Consider the following 20,058-nt stretch of genomic DNA (forward strand, 5'->3'; position numbering starts at 1 on the left):
TTCAGCGTCTAAGCTGAGTTGATGCGCATTCTGAGTGTGGTCGGAGCTCGGCCCCAGTTCGTCAAGCTCGCCCCGATCGCACGGGCCTTCGACGGGCACGTCGAGCACATCGTCATCCACACGGGTCAGCACTACGACGAGCTGATGTCGGACGTGTTCTTCCGTGACCTCGGCATACCGGCGCCCGACGTCAACCTGGCGATCGGGTCGGGGCGGCACGGTGCCCAGACCGGGGCGATGCTCGCCGCGCTGGAGCCGGAGCTGGAGCGATACGCTCCCGACTGGGTGCTCGTCTACGGCGACACCAACTCGACGCTGGCGGCCGCCGTCGCGGCGGTCAAACTGCACCTTCCGCTCGCCCATCTCGAAGCAGGGCTGCGTTCCTTCAACCGGCGGATGCCCGAAGAGCACAACCGGGTGCTCACCGACCACGCGGCCGATCTGCTTCTCGCGCCGACGGAGGTCGCGCTCGAGCACCTCGAGGAGGAGGGTCTCGGCTCCCGAAGCGTGCTCGTCGGCGATGTGATGACCGACGTGCTCTTTCGCGTCCGCGACAGCGTGCGCACGGCGTCCACGCCGTTCGACGGCCTCGAACCGGGCGGCTATCACGTGGCGACCCTGCACCGGCCCGACAACACCGATCGACCGGAGCGACTGGCGGCGATCGTGGATCAGCTCTCCGGGCTGACGCGGCCCGTCGTCCTTCTCGCGCATCCACGTCTCCGCGCCGCCGCCGACGCCGCCGGCATCGCGCTCGACCGCGGCTCGATCGTCGTCCACGACCCGTTGGCGTACCCCGATCTCGTCACCGCCGTGATGAACAGCGCCGGTGTCGTCACGGATTCCGGCGGGCTCCAGAAGGAGGCCTTCCTGCTCCGGATCCCGTGCACGACGGTCCGCTCCGAGACCGAGTGGGTCGAGACCGTCGACCTCGGCTGGAACGTGCTCGTCGATTCCGACCTCTCACAGCTGCGCAGCGCGGTCGAGCGTCCTCGGCCGGAGGACACCTCCGCGGCGCCTTACGGAGACGGGCACGCTGCCGAGCGCGTCCTGGAGGCGCTCAGCCGGTGACCGGTGCGCTGTTGCCGACGGTCGCGAGTGCCGCTTTCGCACCGCGGTCGCCGATCGCGTCGAGCGACGCGTTGTCGGCGACCCAGCGGCTGCGCTCGGCCGCGCGAGCGGCGCGTTCGCCATTCGCCTCCGCGCGGGCGGCCGCGATCATCGCTTCGGCGACCTCCGCGGGATCGTAGCCGGCGCGCCACCCGAGACCGCTTTCCGCGACCAATTGCGCCCCTGCGCCGATGCCGGCGAACACCACGGGCGCTCCGCACGAGGCCGCGGCGTAGATCTTCGTCGGCTTGGCGAAGTCGTAGCCGACCCCCGGTGTGATGCTGGCGAGCGCCGCTGTCGCGCCGCGCAGCCAGCGCGCCGCGACCGCAGGCGCGACCACGCCCCCGAACTCGACAGAGCCGGGAGCGAGCTGCTCTGCGAGTTGCCGGGTGGCCTCCTCCTCGACACCCTGCCCGAAGAAGTGGATGCGAGCGGAGGGGAATTCTTCGAGCACCCGAGGCAGGGCCTTGACGAAGACGCCGGGAGTCTGCCACTCCGACATCGACCCCGTGTAGACGAACGTCGGTCGTGACTCGTGCTGCACCTCGCCGTCGAGGCGGAACGTCTCCATGTCGACGCCGTTTCCGATGTTGGTGATCCGTTCCGCCGGCACACCGAACTCGGAGACCCGCTCGGCGACACCGTCGGAGACCGCGAGCACCAGTGCGGCATTGCGGAGGGTGAACCTCTCGAGAGTGCGCATGATCGCGACGACGAATCGCGGCGCACCGAGAGCGACCACGCCGTCGGTCCAGATATCGGCGGCGTAATGCACGTAGGGACGTCTGCGGAGCCACGACGTGAGAGCGACGACCGTGCCGGTCGTCGGCGGCGGTTCGCAGATCACCAGGTCGCCTCGGGCGAACAGGAGCCGGAAGAAGAGCGGGAGGTCGAAGCTGAGGTACTGCAGGTAGCCTCGGACGTTGCCCCCCGAATCCCGGAGCACGGGGAAGCGCGACACCCGGACGCCGCGGTCCTTCGGTGGCTTCGGCGAGTGACGCGGCGGTCTCGTCGTCACGACCCGCACCTCGGAGCCGTTCGCGGCGAGGCCGCGCGCGAGCGCGCGCAGCCGGAAGGCCGCCGCGGCGACCTCCGGCGCATAGAGACGCGTCGCCACCAGGACGCGTATGCCGCTCACCGGTCCACCTTGACCGAGACGCCGAGCGCCGCCGAGCGCAGCAGGGCTTCGGCGACGCGGACGTTCTCGACTCCCTCGGTCATCGTGACGATGTCCGAACCGACGCCGAGGATCGCGTCGCGGAACGCTTCGTGCTCGACACGCAGCGGCTCGCGCTTGTTCAATGCGAACCGGGTCACGGTGCCCTCCGAAACCCCGCGGAAGGCCATGACCGACTCCCAGTCGAGCGAGAAGGTGCCGTTCTCGAAGAACGTGAGGTCAGCGCTGACGGTGTCGGCGACCAGAGCTCCACGCTCGCCGGTGACGACGGTGACCCGTTCCTTCATCGGGGACAGCCAATTGACGAGGTGGTTGGTGATGATGCCGCTCTCGAGCTGCGCAGTCGCCGAGACGAGGTCTTCGTGCGGACGGCCGCTGCGGGAGGCGGTGTGCGCAGTGACGGTGCCGAACCGGCTCTGCGCGAGCCAGGCGGTGGCGTCGATGTCGTGCGTCGCCAGATCCTTCACGACACCCACGTCGGCGATCCGGGAGGGAAAAGGCCCTTGTCGCCGTGTGGCGATCTGGTAGACGTCGCCGAGCTCGCCTGAGTCGACCCGGTCACGCAGGCTCCGAAGCGCAGGGTTGTAGCGCTCGATGTGGCCGACCGCGCCGACGAGGCCGGCCCGCGCGAACGCGTCGGCGACCCTGCGGCCGGACTCGCTGTCTGCAGTGAGCGGCTTCTCGACCAGCGCATGAATGCCGGCACTGGCGAGCTGGAGCGCGATCTGCTCGTGAGCGTGCGTCGGCACCGAGACAACTGCCGCGTCGATCCCCGCGGCGATGAGAGCCTCGAGCGAGTCGAAGAGGGGAGCATCCCCCGCAGCGCGCCGCGGATCCCCGGCTTCGTCGACGACGCCGGCGAGGACCACGCCATCGGTCTCCGTGATGACGCGGGCATGGTGGCGTCCCATCATCCCGATCCCGATCAGTCCCAGCCGGAGGTCCGCCATCATGCACCCGCCTTCGCCAGGGAGTTCACGGCGTCGACGATCCGGTCGAGGTCGTTCCGAGTCAACGACGGGTGCACGGGCAGCGAGATCACCTCGGCGGAGGCGCGTTCGGTCTCAGGAAGGTGCTCGGTACGGGCGAAGGACGGCAGCCGATGGTTCGGGACCGGATAGTAGACACCGGATCCGATCGCGTACTCCTCGCGCAGGGCATTCGAGAAACCATCGCGATCCTCCGGGACGCGAATCGTGTACTGGTGATAGACGTGCGTCGCACCGGGGCGGACCGCCGGAGTGACGACTCCTCGGAGGCCGGCGTCGAGGACGGCAGCGTTCTCCTGACGCATGCGGGTCCATTCGGCCAGCCGGGTGAGCTGCACACGGCCGATCGCAGCGTGGATGTCGGTCATCCGTGCGTTGAACCCGACGATCTCGTTGTGGTACTGACGCTCCATGCCCTGGTTGCGCAGGAGGCGGAGCCGGCGGCGTACCGCTGCATCGGCGGTCGACACCATCCCGCCTTCGCCCGAGGTCATGTTCTTGGTGGGGTAAAGGCTGAACACGCCGAACACGCCGAGCGAGCCGACCGGCACACCGTCGAGGGTGGCTCCGTGGGCTTGCGCCGCGTCCTCGAAGATCGCGAGTCCGTGGCGGGTGGCGACGGCGCCCAGTCCTGTCATGTCTGCGGGCTGGCCGTAGAGATGCACCGGCATGATCGCGGCGGTGCGCTCGGTCACGACCGTCTCGACGGAGGCCGGATCGAGTGTGTAGGTCGTCGGGTCGATGTCGGCGAACACCGGAGTCGCGCCCGTGAGAGCGACCGAGTTCGCCGTCGCGGCGAACGTGAACGACGGCACGACGACCTCGTCGCCCGGGCCGATGCCTGCTGCCAGGAGCCCGAGGTGCAGGCCGGACGTGCCGGAGTTCACAGCGACGCACGGCGTCCCGCCGACAACGGCGTCGGCGAACTCGCTCTCGAATGCCTCGACCTCGGCACCCTGAGCCAGCATCCCGGAGGCGAGCACCGCGTCGACGGCTGCGCGCTCCGCTTCGCCCACGACGGGGCGGGCGGCAGGGATGAAGGAGTCGGTGTTGCTCATGCGGGTCGTTCCTCGAGGAGTCCAGCTCTTTCGACGAAGCGTTCGTCGGTGTCAGGGCACCGCCAGCCGTCGTCGTCGGAGACCAGCCGTGCGCCGGAGCGTCCCACCCAGCCGATGCGACGAGCAGGATTGCCGGCGACGAGCGCGAAGTCCGGTACGTCGCGGGTCACCACGGCTCCGGCTGCTACGAGAGCCCAACGCCCGATACTCACCGGAGCCACGCACACCGCGCCTGCACCGATGGACGCGCCCTCGCGGACGGTGACTCCCACAGGCTGCCAGTCGGACGCGGATTTCAGCTGCCCGTCGGGCGTGACGGCCCGAGGGTTGTGGTCGTTCGTGAAGACGACGGCTGGTCCGACGAAGACTCCGTCGCCGAGCACGGCCGGCTCGTAGACCAGAGCGTGGTTCTGGATCTTGCAGTTGTCGCCGACTCGTACACCGGTGCCGATGTAGGCGGCGCGTCCGATCACGCAGTCGCGGCCGATGACCGCGGACTCGCGGATCTGAGCGAGATGCCAGACCCTTGTGCCCTCGCCGATGACGGCGTCCGGGGACACGTCAGCTCCAGGGGCGACGTATACCAATGGTGAGGTTCCTCTCCGGCACGGAGACTTCAGGGGGCTTTCTTCTGAAACTATCATGGAGCGCGCCCCCACCGGGGGTCACGCAGCTATGGATCGGCGCAGAATCCGCAGCTCCGGCAGCATGATGACGAGCCACGCGGCCGCGAATCCGAGCGCGAGCACCACATCCGCCCAATACCCTCCGATCCACTCCCGCGTCACGACGAGCAGCACGCCGACGAGCACGACTCCGCAGGCGATGCGGACGAACAGACCCGTCCACTGCATGCGGTGCGCCCTCCAGACCACCAGGATCGGGCCGAGGCCCGAGATCACGGCGGACACGAGGAAGCCGATCGCGACGCCGGTGACCGACAGCGTGGGGACCAGCGCTGCCATGACGCCCAGCCCGACCACCACGCCCGCGAGGCTCAGCAGCGACGGCACGCGCACCGTCGAGCGATGGCTCGTCACGAGCGCGGTCACAGCGCCGACGTTGACGCTCTGAACGAAGCTCGCGGCCATCAGGATGGGCAGTATCGCATCCGCGCCCTGGAAGCGACTTCCGAACAGGACGGCGATGAGCGGCCGCGAGGCGACGATCAGGCACCCGAACGCGAGGCCGAGGAGCAGGGCCAGCGTACGCGTGGTCAGATCGGCCTGCTTGCGCAGACTGTCCCGGTCGTCCCGGCCGACGGCGTGGGCCATGGTGGGCATCATCGTGATCGAGAGGATCGAGCCGATCATGGTGGCCGGCGTGGCGAGACTGAGAGCGGCCGCGTACTCGCCCGCCGCCTGCGCTGTTCCGATCGCCCGGGCGATGACCATGCTGAGCTGGAGGAAACCTCCTGTTGTGAGCGCTGCCAGGGAGGTCCAACCGATGAAGGCGATGATCTCGTGGCGGAGCCCGGAAGGCACCCGTTCGCCGAGGCGCCCGCCGCGGGGCCAGCCCGCGATCGCGTACACGCCGTAGGTGATCGCGAGCGGGAGCAGGAGGAGGGCGCTCCAGTCGAGGACGATCACGCCGACGAGGAGGAGGAGCCCGGAGACGGACGTGACGATGTCCCAGAACAGGGCGCGATCCATCCGGCCGTGCGCGAAGTAGACGCCCCGCACGAACGAATAGGCGGAGAGCGCGAACGTGAGCAGGGCGACGAGCACAGGCTCCAGCCAGTCGCCCGGATCGAAGACGAAGGCCGTGAGGCCCGCTGCGATGAGCGACAGCACTGCGCCGGTGAGCAGCGTCATCCGTGCGAGGAAGGCGGTTATGCCGACGGCGAGAGCGTGCGAGCCCGCGCCGTTCGTGCGCGCGATGAACGTCGTGGCCGCGCTTCCCAGCCCGGCAGGCGCCGCCAGCGACAGGAACTGGGCCAGTGCGATGCTGCTGTTCACGACGCCCAGTGCCGCCGGCCCGAGAAGGCGCCCGACGATCAGGCTGTAGAGGAAGCGGAGAAGGCCTTGAGCGGCCACGCTGCCGGTCGACAGCGCTCCGCGCCGGGCGAGGGAGAGCCTGCCGGCGTCGGATCCTGCTGCGGAGGGCTCCTCTGACACCGGATAAGGGTAGCAGCGCGCATCCAAGCTAAAATGAGGGCGCTCATCGCGGCGATGCCGCAGATCTCGAGGAGAGACCCATTTCCATACCCGTCGAGCAGCGAACCTGGCTTGTCGTTCCGCTGTACAACGAAGCGACCGTCGTCCGTGCAGTCATGGAAGAGGCGCGTAAGACGTTTCCCAAGGTCGTCTGCGTCGACGACGGCAGTTCCGACGACTCAGCCGCCGAAGCGCGTGCCGCAGGAGCGGTGGTCGTGCAGCACCCCGTCAACCTCGGTCAAGGGGCCGCGCTGCGGACCGGACTGGATTACGCGCTCCAGGATCCGCGGGCCGACTACTTCGTCACGTTCGACTCCGACGGCCAGCATCGTGTCGAGGACGCGCTGACCATGGTCACCATGCTGGACGGCGGCGACCTGGATGTCGTCGTCGGATCGCGCTTCCTCGACGATCGGACGAAGCTGTCTCCTCTCAAGCGCCTCGTGCTCCGCGCCGGCGTCGTCTTCGAGCGGATGAGCAGTGGTGTGCAGCTGACCGACGCCCACAACGGACTCCGGGCCTTCAACCGGCACGCGGCGGAGTCGATCGTCATCCTGCAGAACCGGATGGCGCACGCCTCCGAGATCGTCGCGGAGATCGGCAGGAACAGACTCCGCTGGGCCGAGGCTCCTGTCCACGTGCTCTACACCGACTATTCCCGTTCGAAGGGTCAGTCCGTGTGGAACTCCATCAACATCCTTTCCGATCTCTTCCTCAAGTAAGCGTGACCCTCATGGAAACCGGCCAGCTCGCCATCAAGATCCTTCTCATCGTCATCTTCGCGGCCTTCGCGATCTTCCTCATGCTTCCCGGCCGAGGGGCGCGGCATCTCGCGATCCGGCGCCTGCTCATGGTGCTGCTGCTGATCCTGCTCGTCCTCGCAGTCGTCTTCCCGTCGGCCGTCACCTCCATCGCGCAGCTCCTCGGCGTCGGCAGAGGGACCGACCTGCTGCTCTACGCGCTCATCGTGGTGTTCATCGGCAACTCCCTGGTCGTCCAGCGCAGGCATCGGAAGACAGAGCAGGAGGTCACGCAGATCGCCCGGCAGCTCGCGATTCTGCGCGCTCCCGACCCGGCGACCCTGGATCTGAGTTCCGGAGGGACGACCACCCGGCGCGAGGCCGGCTCAGAACCGGGAGAGTAGGCCGGACAGGATCAGCATCGCGATGCCGAGGGCGGCACCGTAGCCGATGATGAGCCATGTCGCCCACCGATTTCGGATGAGCAGTGCAGGCATCAGCAGGAAGACGGGAAGCAGCGGCGCGCCATAGCGTGGCGGCAGAGCGAAGTAGCTTCCGGTGGTGACGGTGAGCGCGACCGCGAGCATCGGCGCGAATGCCACGGATGCGATCGCCGTGGCGATGATGATCGGGCCGGTGCGTCCCCGGACCCGTGCAGACCAGAACGCGCCGAGCACACCGGCGATGCAGATCCACGAGAGCGGCGCGACGGCCCAGTCGAAGATCGGGAGCGCATACCCGCTTCCACCGGTGATCCACACGTTCGACGTGAGCGTACCCGGCAAGAAGTTGGTGAGCTGGACGGCGAGAGACTTGAGGCTCAACGGGCCGCCGAGTCCCTGATTGGCGGAAGGGCCGATCGCGAGTGCGCGGTGTACGGCCAACCATGCCACCTGGGTCGCAATCCCGGCCCCGACCGAGAGGACTGCGAAGAGCGGCAGGCCCAAAGATCGACGTTCCACACCGGGTCTCTGCGTGCGCCAGCCGTCCGTCCACCTCGTCTTACGCAGCTCCCAGAGCCAGACGAAGACCAGGTAGAGAGCCAGTAGGCAGACGGCGAGGATGTTCGTGACCTTCATCAGCACGGCGAACGCCGAGAGCCCGACGAGCCACCACCCGCTCAGCCGGCCACGCGCGTACTTCGTCCCGAGGAGCACGAGCAGGGTGGCGAGCAGCACGGTCGGAGCATCGGTGCTCACGAAGGTGTAGGTCCACCAGGTGAACGGCGACACGATGAACGCGAGCCCCAGCGCCACCGTGACGGCCGGCGGAACCCGGAAGGAGCGGAAGAGGAGGAACAGCGCCACCATCGTTCCCGCCAGCCACAGGGGTCCCGTCAATCGCCATGAGGTCAGCTGGTCGATCCCGGTCGCGAGATGGATGGCACCCCCGACGACCCACGTGATCCCGAAGTACGTCGGCGTGTACGCGTCCGCCGATGTCTTGCCCTGGAAGGGGAACTTGGCGATGTCGCTGTAGCTGGAACCGCACTTCGCGCCCATCGGTCCGTAGGGGAAGACGCCGTTGCAGGCCATCCGGTCGAGCGCTTCGTGTCCGATCGTCTCGCCCTGATGCACCAGGAGCTCGGTCGGCACCTTGTCGAGGTAGTCGCTGTACACCCACTCGTCGATCGGGGAGAGCGATTTGGAGTGCATCGCTGTGACCGTTCCGCCGTACCCGAGTGCGACCACGACGAGGAGGACGGGGACCCAGAACCTCCGCAGCCAGGCGGTGAACCGATCGGACGAGCGGACGGGAGCGGGTGCCGTAGCTGCCATGTTCTGCGTGCTTTCCTCTCGCGCGGGCCTCGACAAGTGTAGCGGTCCCGGGTCTGCGGACTCGCCGCGAGCGGCGTCTCCTAGACTGTCGGAATGAGAATCCTGGTCACCGGCGGGGCCGGGTACATCGGCGGTCATGTCGTCCTCCAGCTTCAGCAACGGGGGGACGACGTCGTCGTGGTCGATGATCTCGTCACCGGAGACTCCGCCCGCATCCCCGACGTGCCGGTCCTCCGCGCAGACCTGTCCGAGCCCTCGGCAGTGCCGATGCTGACGGATGCCCTGGCCGGGGTCGACGCCGTCGTTCATTTCGCGGCACGCAAGCGCGTCGACGAGTCGGTGCTCCGACCGGCGTGGTATTACCAGCAGAACGTCGGCGGAATGGCGAACCTGCTGCTCGCCATGGAGGCCGCGAGAGTCTCAGCTCTCGTGTTCTCCTCATCAGCGGCTGTCTACGGTTCGACGGAGGGCGACAGCATCCCGGAGTCCTCTCCCACCTCGCCGATCAGCCCGTACGGCCGCACCAAGCTGATCGGTGAGCAGATGCTCGACGAGGTCGCTGCTTCCCGCCCGTTGCGCGCGGCGAGCCTGCGTTACTTCAACGTCGCGGGGGCGGGCTCGCCGCGGCTGGGCGACACCGCCGTCCTCAACCTCGTGCCGATGGTGTTCGAGAAGCTCGACGCGGGGGAGGAGCCGGTCATCTTCGGGGCGGACTACCCGACGCCCGACGGTACCTGCGTGCGTGACTACATCCACGTCGCCGATCTGGCGTCGGCGCATCTGGCCGCGCTCGACGCCGTGGCCTCCGGCGCTATCTCGGGCAACCGGCCCTTCAACATCGGCACCGGCCGGGGCAGCAGTGTTCGGGAGATGATCTCGGCCATCGCGGCGGCCTCCGGTCTCGATCTCGTGCCTCGCGTCGCAGAGCGACGTCCCGGTGACGCTGCGATCGTCGTCGCCGACCCGTCGCGTGCTCGCTCCGAACTCGGGTGGGAGGCGCGTCACGACCTGCGCGACATCGTCGAGTCGGCATGGGCCTCGCACCAGCTTCTCAGCGGGAGCCCGCGTGGCTGAGCGCGTCTCGGTGGCACTCTGCACGCACAACGGCGTAGACCACCTGGACGAGCAGCTGCGCTCCGTCCTCGCACAGTCGCGCATGATCGACGAGATCGTGCTCTCCGACGACGCGTCGAGCGATGGCACGCGCGAGCTTCTCGAGAGTTTCCGCGTGTCGGCGCCGGCGGGCGTCGACGTCGTCATCCTGAAGAACGACCGTCCGCTCGGGGTCACCGCCAACTTCGAGGCCGCCATCCGTGCGACCACCGGAGACGTGATCCTCCTGTGCGACCAGGACGACCGCTGGGCGTCCGACAAGGTGGAGTCGTTGCTCGGCCTGCTCGCAGCCCCCGGCGCGCTCCTCGCCCATTCGGATGCGCGGATCATCGACGGCAGCGGGTCGCCGACGGGGGATACCTTGTTCGGTGCTCTCGGCGTGAGCGCCGGCGAACTGAGGGCCGAGGAGCGCGGCGATGGCGCGAGGGTACTGTTGCGCCGGAACATCGTCACGGGAGCGACCGCGGCCCTCCGGCGGGAACTCGCGGAGGCCGCGATGCCGTTCCCGGGTTCCTGGGTGCACGACGAATGGCTCGCGATGCTGGCCGCGATCGGAGACGGGCTGCGGGTCAGTCGGCGCACCCTCACCGACTATCGCATCCACGGGGGCAACCAGATCGGCGCGAGTCGGCTCACGGCAGGCACGGCGATGGGCAGGCTGACCGCATCGAGGGCCGCGCGCAACGCCCGTCTGCTGGCCCGGGCGGAGGACCTCTTTCTCCGGGTCTCCGCCGATGGCTCGGCCGACCGTCAGCTCGTCGCGGTGCTCGAGGCCAAGGTCGTCCACGAACGGATCAGGTCCGGTTACCCTGCGGCTCGGCCGCTGCGTATCGTCCCGGTCGTCCGCCAGGCGTTGACGGGAGCGTACACGCGGTACGGCGGCGGCCTCCGCGATGTGCTGCGGGATCTCGTTCAGCCCGCCTGAGCGCGCTCAGTACCCGACGATGTGGCGTGTGAGCGCCCGGATGCCGTCCGTGTTCCAGTGCCTGAGCGCTGCCGGCAGTTTCGTGGCCGCGTTGAGTCGTGACGACATGTGGAAGCGCGCCACCCGCGCCGCGTGATGCCATCCCGCCTCGTCCATGAGTTTCCGGGCGGTGGCGAAGAAGGCACGTTCCTCGGCGAAGCGCGAACCGTCTTTCGCCGACCACGACGAGACGCTGCCGGCGTGCCGACGGTAGCGGAACAGCGGGTCCGGCAGCACGACGAGCGAGCCTCCGCCGCGGATGATCTCCAGCTGCAACGCGAGATCGAGCACGACCTCGAAGTCCTCCACGAACCCGTACTGGCGGACCACGTCCGCGCGCCAGCAGATGGACGGGAAGTACGTCCAGTTGCCGCGCAGCAGGCTGCTCGCAAGCGACTCGCCGGACAGGATGGAGGTGCTGGCACGGCGCGGCCGCGCCCACCGCTTGACGCGGTCCGGAAGGGGGGTCGTGGGATTGCCGTCGCTCCCGATCACCGTCACGCCCGGCTGGAAGTACGACGCGGTCGGATACTCCAGGATCGCCGACCCCATCCGCCCGACGTACGCAGGCTCGAGGATGTCGTCGCAACCCATGAGGAGGAAGTAGTCGGAGCGGACCAGTTCGAGACACTTGGAGAAGTTGCCCGCCACACCCAGGTTCGCCTCGTTGCGGACGTAGCTGATGCGCGCGTCCCCCAACCCGACGAGCCAGTCACCCGGTGACGTGTCGGGATAGTTGTCGTCCACGACGACGAGCCGCCAGTCCGGATCGCTCTGCGCGACGACGCTTTCGACTGCCCGGCGGAACTGCGCCGGATCGCCGTAGAACGGCATCATGATGTCGATCGTCACTGCTTCCAGACTTTCGTCGTAAGGTGGGCATGCTGCGAGAAGTGGCCGAAGTCCATCATGTCATGCGCATAGGGAGCGTCCCTCATAACATCGTCCGAGCCCCTCAACGAACCGCTTCCCGACACCGACGATATCGCACCGCGCAGCGACAAGCGTTCCATTCCGTTGATCCTCGCAGCTACGGTCGTCTCCGGCCTGTCCGGGTACCTGGTCACCTGGCGGGTGTTCGTCGAGGCGGGCGCCGCGGGGTACGGTCTGTTCTCCGTCTTCTGGTCGGCACTCTTCCTAGTCGTGGGCATCCTCTTCGGTCTGCAGCAGGAGTCGACAAGGGTCGTGGCCCACGAGGCGGCCGACATCCGGCCGCAGGGTCGAGCGACGCTCTGGCGGTTCGCGGTCGGGGTCTCCCTGGTGGTGGCGACGGCGATCATGCTGCTGGCCCCGTTGTGGGCGGTCCCGAGCCTCGGGGCGGAGAACGCGAACCTCGCGTGGTTGGTCAGCATCGGCGCCGCCCTGAACGGCCTCGTCGCCGCAGCCTCCGGGGTGATGGCGGGCGCCGGGATGTGGAGGCATCTCGCGGCCATCGTGGCGCTCGACGGCATCCTCCGCGTCGTCTTCGTGCTCGGAGTGCTCACCGTCAGCCATGATGTCGTCGCGCTCGCCGTCGCGGTCATCCTGCCGTTCCCGCTGTCGCTGCTGGTGGTGGGGATCGCCGGGCGCCAGCGTCTCGCCGGGCACGGTCGGGTCTCGATCGGCTATGGTCGGCTCGCGCTCAACACGGCGCGGACGATGGTGGCCGCGAGCGCGACGGCCGTCCTGATCAACGGGTTCCCGCTCGTGCTTTCGTTCTTCGCCGGCCCGGACAACCACGATCTGCTCGGCACGCTGGTCCTCGCAGTGACGCTCACACGTGCCCCGGTCCTCGTTCCGCTCATGGCACTCACCAGCTACCTGGTGAGCCGGTTCTCACACGCACCGGCGAGCGTCGCTCGATGGACCACGCTGCTCCTGCTCGGTCTGACCGGCGTCGTCGCGGTCCTCTGCCTCGGAACCTGGCTCTGGGCCGTGCCTGTCCTGCAGTTCGTCTTCGGCCATCAGTTCACGATCTCGGCCCCGGTCCTCACCGGGCTCGTCGCGTCGTCCGGACTCATCGGTGCGCTGTGCATCTCCGGCTCCGCCGTTCTCTCCAGGAACCAGCACGGGCTGTATGCCGCAGGCTGGGTCGGCGCCTCCGTCGTGTCCATCGTCGTCCTGGCCCTGCCGCTGCCGTTGCCGCTCCCGGTGCGCACCGTGATCGCGCTCGCATCCGGTCCGGCCATCGGGCTGATCGTGCATCTCCTCGGACTCCGGCTCGTCAGCCGGCGTCGCGTCGTGGGAGCCGCAGCCGCCAGCTCATCCCCTGGGACGCCTTGACGGTGCAGATCACCAGCAGCATCCAGCCGGACTCGATCAGGATCGAGCTCTCGAAGACGCTCGTGACGAGCAGCGAGACCATCACCAGCGGAGCCCACGCGTAGACGACGCTGCGACGGTTGGACGCGAGCAGCCAGGAGCGGCTGAACGCCAGCGCGATCAGCGCGACGAAGAGCAGCAGGCCGATGAAGCCGACCTGGAGGTAGACGTCGAGGTAGGCATTGAGGCCGTCCGGGTGATAGGTGCCCGTCGCATCCTGGATGGCGTTGAACGGGTAGAGGTCGGTCGGCCAGGCGCCCACCCAGCCCCATCCCGCGATCTGGTTGATCGGGATGAGCTCCCAGATCTGGATCCAGAGCTTGTAACGCACCTGGAAGTCGGCACGGGCGTTCAGCAGGTCGATCACGCGCGTCCGGTAGATGTACGCCGTGACGAGGATGGCGATCGTCAGGAGCGCCAGCCCCCACTGCACCAGGGTGCGGCGGTGCGCAGGAACCTTGCGCAGCAGGTAGAGCGCAAGGGTGGCGAACCCGACGACGACCGATACGGCCGCGATAACGGGGGAGTGCGCCAGCAGGATGCAGAGCACCGCGAGCGTGATCGAGTACGCCGCCAGCTGCGGGCGCACCGAGCGGGTGCGCAGCTCGACCAGGAACGTGACGAACGCGATGAGGGCGACGATGCTGAGCGCGTTGCGCGACCCGAACAATCCCTGGATCGGGCCGCCCGCCGCGATATTGCCCGCGATGCCGAGGAAGCGGATGGGCATGTCGAGCAGCAGGCCGCTGAGGATCTCCAGGGCGAGAGACACGGTCAGCAGCGCGCGGAGGGCGTCGCCGACCACGCGGACGATCTGGATCGCGTCGCGCACCAGCGCGATGTAGACCGCGAGGAATGCGAACAGCAGCTGGTAGACCACCCCGGCGAGGGTGGCCCACTGGTAGTCGCTCCAGATCAGCGAGAGCGCGCACCAGCCGACGAAGAGCAGCGCGGAGATCGGCAGCAGGCCGTGCCATTCGATCAGCTTGCGCTGCGCGACGAACGACAGGCCGGCGAGCACCGCGATCGTGCAGAGCACGCCGATCAGGCCGGGCCAGCCGATCAGAGCGCGGATCGCGTGCGTCGAGAACCCGGTCACGACGGCGAGCAGGGCGAGCGTGGAGGTGAACCTCGCCGATCCGAGGAACTCGGTCACCGCGGGCGGCACCAGAGTTCGACGCGGTTCGGCCATGAAGAGAATCCTACGGCGCGGACTGCTTGGTCTTCACGGAGACGAGCACGAGAAGCGTCCAGCCCGCCTCGATCAGGATGCGGCTCTCCGCCAGGCTCTGCGCGAGCAGCGCGGCGAGGAGGAGCAGCGGCAGGAGGGTCAGCGCGGTGTAGGGCAGGGAGTCACCCGCGGCGAACCGGGGGCGGTCGACGGCCTGGAACCACGACCTCCACAGCGTGCTGACGATGAGCAGCGCGAAGATCACCAGGCCGACGATCCCGAGCTGCAGCCAGACGTCGAGCCAGGCGTTGTGCGCCTGGAGGTAGACCACGCCGCCGCGTTCGGCGAGGTTCTTGAACGGAGACACCCACGGCGCCCAGTAGCTCACCCAGCCCCAGCCGAACGCCGGCCGCTCCTGCGCGAGGTGGATGACCGAGTTCCAGATCGTGAGCCGGCCGGTGAGGTCTTCGCTCTTGCCGAGCAGCACGGGGATCTTCGAGGCGAACAGCACGACGGCGACGACCGCGACGACCACCAGGGCGGCGGCGGTCAGGTAGACCGGCCTGCGGCGCTCGGGGCCGGCGCGCCGGGTCCACAGGGCGAAGCCCAGCACCACTGCGGTGAACACCGTCGCGATGAAGACGGTGGAGGAGCGCGTGAGCGCGAACGTCACCACCGAGACGACCAGCCAGGTGATCGCCGTGCCCCGGCGGATGGTGCGGTCGGCGAGCTGGACGCCGAACACCACGAGCGAGAGCAGCGCGATCATGGCGAGCAGGTTGCTGTTGCCGACGATGCCCTGGATCTGGCCGCCGTGGAACAGCAGGTTGCGGCTCCAGTAGAACGCCGAAGGGATGTGCCCGCTGGGCACCGGCTGGGCCGGCGTGAGCGGCAGGATCGGGTGCCGCACGAAGACCGCGACGATCAGCTCGAACAGCAGCGACAGCCCGAGGATCCAGCGGAACGCGTTGGCGAGCGCGGTCAGCACCGCCCGCCAGCTCAGGCACAGCGCCAGGAACACGGCGGCGGCCGTCGTGGCCAGCTGGGCGAGGAGCCCGAGCGCCGTCGCGCCGGGGTAGGCCGACCACGCCAGCGAGACGATCGCGAGGGCGAGGAAGAGCACGAGGGTCTTCGGCGTCTTGCGCCAGCGGAACGCCGGCCGCGTCCTGACCAGGAAGACGATGCTGCCCGCCGCCAGCACGGCGGCGAGCACGAAATAGCCCGGCCAGCTGATCAGGTTTCGCCAGAAGTCCCCGGCGAAGAGCGTGAACAGCAGCAGCACGGCGAACACGGACGCGCCGGTCCCCGAGGCCCCCCGCGCCGTGCGGATGCGGTCGCTCAGCGACAGACCGCTGGACGGCACAGGCCTCGGGCTGTTCACTCCCGCAGAATAGCTCACCGGTTCGGCGTCGCGAGGAACAGCGTCCCCGCACCGCCGACGACCGACAGCCTGAGCTCGTCCTCCGTCACCACGGCGGCCTCCCCGCGCGTCAGGCGCAGCGCCTCCGTCGCGCCCTCGACCTCGAGGTCGCCGGCCGTGCAGAGGACGATCGCGGTGCCGGGCAGCCCGACGGAGGCCGACGGCACGTCCCCGCCCACCTCGATGCGGGTGAGCCGGAAGTCGGGGACGTCGGGGACGAACTCCTCGACACCGGGCGCCGGGCGCTCGCGCACCATCGGCGTCACGGCGAAGGGCGCGAAGTCGAGGATGCGCACCAGCTCGGGGACGTCGATCCGCTTGGGGGTGAGACCGCCGCGCAGCACGTTGTCGGAGGCCGCCATCAGCTCGATGCCGAGCCCGCGCAGGTAGGCGTGGATGTTACCGGCGGGCAGGTAGAGCGCGTCGCCTGGCCTCAGGGCGACGCGGTTGAGGAGCAGGGCGAGCACGATGCCCGGGTCGCCGGGGAAGGCGGCGGCCAGCATCCGGACGGTGTCGGCGTCGACGCCGTCGGCCTCCCGAGCCGCGGCGACGACCGCGTCGACCACCTCGGCGACCTCGGGCGCCCCGCCGAGCAGCCACTCGGTCGCGCCGCGGAGCACCTCGGCCGGCGGCCCGACGAGTGTCGCGGCGAACGCGGCGACCGCCGGGTCATCGCCGGCGAGTCGTTCCAGCGCTGCACGGCTGTCGGCCGGCTCGCGGAAGCCGCACAGGGCGTCGAACGGGTCGGAGAGGGCGAAGATCATCTCCGGCTTGTGGAAGGGGTCCTTGTAGTTGCGCTCCGGCGAGTCGGGCGCGAGACCCTCCGCGTTCTCGCGCTGGAATCCCGCGCGCGCCTGTGCGGACGACGGGTGCGCCTGCAGCGACAGCGGGCTCGCAGCGGCGAGCACCTTGAGCAGGTAGGGCAGTCTGCCGGCGGCCTCCTGCCAGGCGGCCAGGTCGGTCGCGCCGTCGGTCTGCGTGGAGTCGAGGATCCGGGAGGGGGAGCCGGGATGCGCGCCCAGCCACAGTTCCGCCTCCGGCGCACCGCTGGGCGTCGTGCCGAGGAGGCCGGCGATCGCCGTGGTGGATCCCCATGCGTAATCGCGCGGGGTGTTGCCGATGCGCACAAACATCCGTCGTCTTCCCTTCGATCCGGTTAGACCAAAGTACCAATCGCGTTGCCGCGCCCCGGACCGTTCCCTAGGCTGACGACGCCTCTGCCCGACCGGACGCAATGGAGCACACATGTCCTTCGAGACCCTCGCCAGCGACTTCTACGGCTTCGAGAACCTCCTCACCGAGCGTGAGAAGGACTTCCTCGCGAATCTGCGCGCCCGCCTGGAGGGCGAGATCAAGCCGATCGTCAACGAGTACTGGGAGCGCGCCGAGTTCCCGCACCAGATCATCGAGGTGCTGCACGGCGCCGGTGCGATCGGCCTGGGCTTCGCCGAGACGGCGCCGTTCGAGAACTCGGCTGTCTTCCGCGGCTGGGTGGCGCTCGAGCTCGCCCGTGTCGACGCCTCGGTCAGCACCTACGTCGGCGTGCAGAACGGCCTGGCGCTCGGCGCCATCGGCGTCTGCGGGTCTGCGGAGCAGCGGGCGCAGTGGCTGCCCAAGCTGGCGAGCGGGGAGGTGCTCGGCGCGTTCGGGCTCACCGAGCCCGACTCCGGCTCCGACTCGGCGCAGGGGCTGCGCACCGTCGCCACCCGCGACGGCGACGACTGGATCCTCAACGGATCCAAGCGCTGGATCGGCAACGCGACGTTCAGCGACATCACCGTGATCTGGGCGAAGAGCGCGGAGGACGGCCAGGTCAAGGGCTTCATCGTCCCGACGAGCACGCCCGGCTACACCGCGACGAAGATCGAGGGCAAGCAGTCGCTGCGCATCGTCCAGAACGCCGACATCACCCTGGAGAACGTCCGGGTGCCCGAGTCGCTGCGCCTGCAGAACGCGAACAGCTTCCGCGACACCGCCGCCGTGCTGCGGTTGACCCGCGCGGAGGTCGCCTGGGCCGCCGTGGGCGTCGCGGTCGGCGCCTACGAGGCCGCCCTGCGCTACGCGAAGGAGCGTGTGCAGTTCGGCAAGCCGATCGCCAAGCACCAGCTGATCCAGGACCTCCTGGTGAAGTCGATCGGCGACATCACCGCCTCCATCGCCCTGTGCACGCGTGTCTCGCAGATGCTCGACGACGACGAGCAGCGCGACGAGCACTCGGCCCTCGCGAAGGCGTTCGCGACCGCGCGGATGCGCGAGACCGTCGCCCGCTGCCGCGAGTTGATGGGCGGCAACGGCATCGTGATCGACTACGACGTCGCCCGGTTCTTCGCCGACGCGGAGGCCCTCTACTCGTACGAGGGCACCCGCGAGATGAACACGCTCATCGTGGGACGGGCGATCACCGGAGAGGCCGCGTTCGTCTGACCCCGGCCGGCCGTCGGCCGCTCACCCCGCCCGGAGGGCGACTGCGGCCTGCGCCGAAGCGTCCCGCTCCAGCCGCAGGGCCAACCGGTGGGCGAACAGCAGCGGGATGATCCCGAGCACGCCGAACGAGATGTCGATCAGCTGCCATCCGAGCGGGATGCCCCGCACGGCGCCGGCGATGACCGCGAGCGGCACGATGCCGGCGCACGCGATCATGCCGAACCGGAGCACCCAGATGTTCCTGACCGGATCCATCAGCGGCCCGATGAAGGCGACGGCGATGACGAGGTGCGCGAAGGCGAGCCAGTCGGTGCCGTACGAGAGGAACGGATAGCGCGCGGTGTCCTCCAGCGCGTGGTGCACGCGGTCGACCCACTCCACGAGGCCGGGAGCGATATCAGGCGCCGGCGTCGCGTGCAGGACCTGCGATGCGAGGGAGACCTCCCAGGCCAACGGGAAGGCGGTGATGCCGCTGAGCACGAGGCCCACGATGAAGATCACGATCCAGGTGCGCGCCGCAGCGATGGTGCTCATGCTCCGACCCTAGGAGCCGGCCGCCCGCCGAGTCGTCCTCCTCGCGGACGATAGGGTTCTCACGACCCCCTTTTCCGCTCGAGGCTGGAGGACGCCGTGGCGTGGTTGGTGACCGGAGGTGCCGGATACATCGGCTCCCACGTCGTGAGGGCGTTCCGCGCTGAGGGGATCGGCGTGGTCGTCGTGGACGACCTGTCCAGCGGCCACGAGGAGTTCGTCCCGGCCGACGTGCCGTTCTACCGCGGCACCATCCTCGACGGCGACCTGCTGGAGCGCGTGTTCCGCGAGCACACGATCAGCGGTGTCGTGCACGTGGCCGGGTTCAAGTACGCCGGCGTCTCGGTCCAGCGCCCGCTGCACACCTACGAGCAGAACGTGACGGCGACCGCCGTGCTGCTGGCGGCGATGCAGGAGGCGGGGGTCGACGCCATCGTCTTCTCGTCGTCGGCCGCGGTCTACGGAACGCCCGACGTGGAGACGGTCACGGAGACGACGCCCAAGAGCCCGGAGTCGCCCTACGGCGAGTCCAAGCTGATCGGGGAGTGGTTGCTGCGCGACCAGGGCGTCGCCACCGGCCTCCGCCACACCTCCCTCCGCTACTTCAACGTGGTCGGCTCCGGCGACCCGGCTCTGCGCGACACGAGCCCGCACAACCTGTTCCCGCTCGTCTTCGACGCCCTGGTCGACGGCCGCGTCCCGCGGATCAACGGCGACGACTACCCGACGCCGGACGGCACCTGTGTGCGCGACTACATCCACGTCGCCGACCTGGCCGTCTCGCACGTGGCTGCGGCCAAGCGCCTCGATGCAGGCGAGCCCGTGGAGGCCGTGTACAACCTGGGCAGCGGCGACGGTGTCAGCGTCGGCGAGATCATGTCGACGGTGGCCTCCGTGACCGGAATCGCCTTCACCCCAGAAGTGGGGCCTCGACGTCCGGGCGACCCGGCGAGGATCGTTGCCTCGGGAGAGCTCGCAGCCCGCGACCTCGACTGGAAGATGCGCCACACCCTCGACGAGATGGTAGGCAGCGCCTGGGAAGCACGCCAGGCGGCGTCCTGAATCCCGACCGGCGGGGGTAGACAGGTCGGGCGTGTCGCGATCGTTGTCGATCGTCGGCGCGTCG

19 protein-coding genes are annotated in these 20,058 nt (G+C 69.0%); 8 read left to right on the forward strand and 11 right to left on the reverse strand.

The features are described 5' to 3' along the window. Positions 1 to 21 precede the first annotated feature (21 nt). Complete coding sequence (wecB, locus tag KNO15_RS16015; RefSeq protein ID WP_241704805.1) at positions 22 to 1,071, forward strand: non-hydrolyzing UDP-N-acetylglucosamine 2-epimerase; 1,050 nt, start codon at positions 22 to 24, stop codon at positions 1,069 to 1,071. Here wecB and KNO15_RS16020 read toward each other — a convergent pair. The 5 genes from KNO15_RS16020 to KNO15_RS16040 are packed head-to-tail and all read right to left on the reverse strand — an operon-like array spanning position 1,061 to position 6,451. Next, entirely contained in the window at positions 1,061 to 2,248 is a 1,188-nt protein-coding gene (locus KNO15_RS16020) for a glycosyltransferase family 4 protein (RefSeq protein WP_241704806.1), read from the reverse strand. The genes wecB and KNO15_RS16020 overlap by 11 nt on opposite strands. Further along, complete coding sequence (locus tag KNO15_RS16025; RefSeq protein WP_241705306.1) at positions 2,245 to 3,237, reverse strand: Gfo/Idh/MocA family protein; 993 nt, start codon at positions 3,235 to 3,237, stop codon at positions 2,245 to 2,247. Before KNO15_RS16025 ends, KNO15_RS16020 begins: the two co-directional genes overlap by 4 nt. Continuing rightward, the gene (locus KNO15_RS16030) at positions 3,237 to 4,334 is read right to left on the reverse strand and encodes a DegT/DnrJ/EryC1/StrS family aminotransferase (RefSeq protein ID WP_241704807.1); all 1,098 of its coding nucleotides are present in this window, start codon (positions 4,332 to 4,334) and stop codon (positions 3,237 to 3,239) included. Before KNO15_RS16030 ends, KNO15_RS16025 begins: the two co-directional genes overlap by 1 nt. Continuing rightward, complete coding sequence (locus KNO15_RS16035) at positions 4,331 to 4,978, reverse strand: acyltransferase (protein WP_374113180.1); 648 nt, start codon at positions 4,976 to 4,978, stop codon at positions 4,331 to 4,333. Before KNO15_RS16035 ends, KNO15_RS16030 begins: the two co-directional genes overlap by 4 nt. A gap of 21 nt (positions 4,979 to 4,999) precedes the next feature. After that, positions 5,000 to 6,451, reverse strand: a complete 1,452-nt coding sequence (locus KNO15_RS16040) for a lipopolysaccharide biosynthesis protein (RefSeq protein WP_241704809.1) — start codon at positions 6,449 to 6,451, stop codon at positions 5,000 to 5,002. A 122-nt stretch (positions 6,452 to 6,573) separates the two neighbouring features. On the opposite strand from KNO15_RS16040, the gene KNO15_RS16045 reads away from it, so the two are divergent. Continuing rightward, positions 6,574 to 7,212 carry a glycosyltransferase family 2 protein gene (locus tag KNO15_RS16045; protein WP_278046583.1) on the forward strand — a complete coding sequence of 213 codons (639 nt, stop codon included), beginning with the start codon at positions 6,574 to 6,576 and terminating at the stop codon, positions 7,210 to 7,212. An 11-nt stretch (positions 7,213 to 7,223) separates the two neighbouring features. Continuing rightward, complete coding sequence (locus KNO15_RS16050; RefSeq protein ID WP_241705307.1) at positions 7,224 to 7,634, forward strand: DUF2304 domain-containing protein; 411 nt, start codon at positions 7,224 to 7,226, stop codon at positions 7,632 to 7,634. On the opposite strand, the gene KNO15_RS16055 is transcribed toward KNO15_RS16050, so the two are convergent. Next, the gene (locus KNO15_RS16055) at positions 7,617 to 9,008 is read right to left on the reverse strand and encodes a hypothetical protein (protein ID WP_241704811.1); all 1,392 of its coding nucleotides are present in this window, start codon (positions 9,006 to 9,008) and stop codon (positions 7,617 to 7,619) included. The genes KNO15_RS16050 and KNO15_RS16055 overlap by 18 nt on opposite strands. A gap of 93 nt (positions 9,009 to 9,101) precedes the next feature. Here KNO15_RS16055 and galE (KNO15_RS16060) point away from each other — a divergent pair, with 93 nt between their 5' ends. Beyond that, positions 9,102 to 10,082: a UDP-glucose 4-epimerase GalE gene (gene galE / locus KNO15_RS16060; RefSeq protein ID WP_241704812.1), complete on the forward strand. Its 981-nt coding sequence runs from the start codon at positions 9,102 to 9,104 to the stop codon at positions 10,080 to 10,082. Next, on the forward strand, positions 10,075 to 11,046 hold the full coding sequence (locus KNO15_RS16065) for a glycosyltransferase family 2 protein (protein WP_241704813.1): 972 nt from the start codon (positions 10,075 to 10,077) through the stop codon (positions 11,044 to 11,046). The genes galE (KNO15_RS16060) and KNO15_RS16065 overlap by 8 nt, the downstream gene beginning before the upstream one ends. A 6-nt stretch (positions 11,047 to 11,052) precedes the next feature. Here the strand turns inward: KNO15_RS16065 and KNO15_RS16070 are convergent, their stop codons facing one another. Beyond that, entirely contained in the window at positions 11,053 to 11,937 is an 885-nt protein-coding gene (locus tag KNO15_RS16070; RefSeq protein ID WP_241704814.1) for a glycosyltransferase family 2 protein, read from the reverse strand. A gap of 165 nt (positions 11,938 to 12,102) precedes the next feature. Here KNO15_RS16070 and KNO15_RS16075 point away from each other — a divergent pair, with 165 nt between their 5' ends. Then, entirely contained in the window at positions 12,103 to 13,347 is a 1,245-nt protein-coding gene (locus tag KNO15_RS16075; protein ID WP_241704815.1) for a lipopolysaccharide biosynthesis protein, read from the forward strand. Here KNO15_RS16075 and KNO15_RS16080 read toward each other — a convergent pair. From KNO15_RS16080 to manA, 3 genes are read right to left on the reverse strand one after another with little or no spacing between them, the layout of a single operon-like run. Next, positions 13,289 to 14,578, reverse strand: a complete 1,290-nt coding sequence (locus KNO15_RS16080) for an O-antigen ligase family protein (protein WP_241704816.1) — start codon at positions 14,576 to 14,578, stop codon at positions 13,289 to 13,291. The genes KNO15_RS16075 and KNO15_RS16080 overlap by 59 nt on opposite strands. A gap of 10 nt (positions 14,579 to 14,588) precedes the next feature. Then, positions 14,589 to 15,938, reverse strand: a complete 1,350-nt coding sequence (locus tag KNO15_RS16085) for an O-antigen ligase family protein (RefSeq protein WP_241704817.1) — start codon at positions 15,936 to 15,938, stop codon at positions 14,589 to 14,591. Positions 15,939 to 15,952: 14 nt separating this feature from the next. Next, the gene (gene manA / locus KNO15_RS16090; protein ID WP_241704818.1) at positions 15,953 to 17,110 is read right to left on the reverse strand and encodes a mannose-6-phosphate isomerase, class I; all 1,158 of its coding nucleotides are present in this window, start codon (positions 17,108 to 17,110) and stop codon (positions 15,953 to 15,955) included. A gap of 112 nt (positions 17,111 to 17,222) precedes the next feature. On the opposite strand from manA, the gene KNO15_RS16095 reads away from it, so the two are divergent. Further along, positions 17,223 to 18,401: an acyl-CoA dehydrogenase family protein gene (locus tag KNO15_RS16095; RefSeq protein WP_241704819.1), complete on the forward strand. Its 1,179-nt coding sequence runs from the start codon at positions 17,223 to 17,225 to the stop codon at positions 18,399 to 18,401. Positions 18,402 to 18,422: 21 nt separating this feature from the next. Here the strand turns inward: KNO15_RS16095 and KNO15_RS16100 are convergent, their stop codons facing one another. After that, positions 18,423 to 18,935, reverse strand: a complete 513-nt coding sequence (locus KNO15_RS16100; RefSeq protein WP_241704820.1) for a hypothetical protein — start codon at positions 18,933 to 18,935, stop codon at positions 18,423 to 18,425. A 96-nt stretch (positions 18,936 to 19,031) separates the two neighbouring features. Between KNO15_RS16100 and galE (KNO15_RS16105) the strand changes: the two genes are divergently transcribed. Then, positions 19,032 to 19,994 carry a UDP-glucose 4-epimerase GalE gene (gene galE, locus KNO15_RS16105; protein ID WP_241704821.1) on the forward strand — a complete coding sequence of 321 codons (963 nt, stop codon included), beginning with the start codon at positions 19,032 to 19,034 and terminating at the stop codon, positions 19,992 to 19,994. The last annotated feature ends 64 nt before the right edge of the window (positions 19,995 to 20,058 follow it).

The organism is Leifsonia shinshuensis, from assembly GCF_022606355.1.
GTDB lineage: Bacteria > Actinomycetota > Actinomycetes > Actinomycetales > Microbacteriaceae > Leifsonia > Leifsonia shinshuensis_B.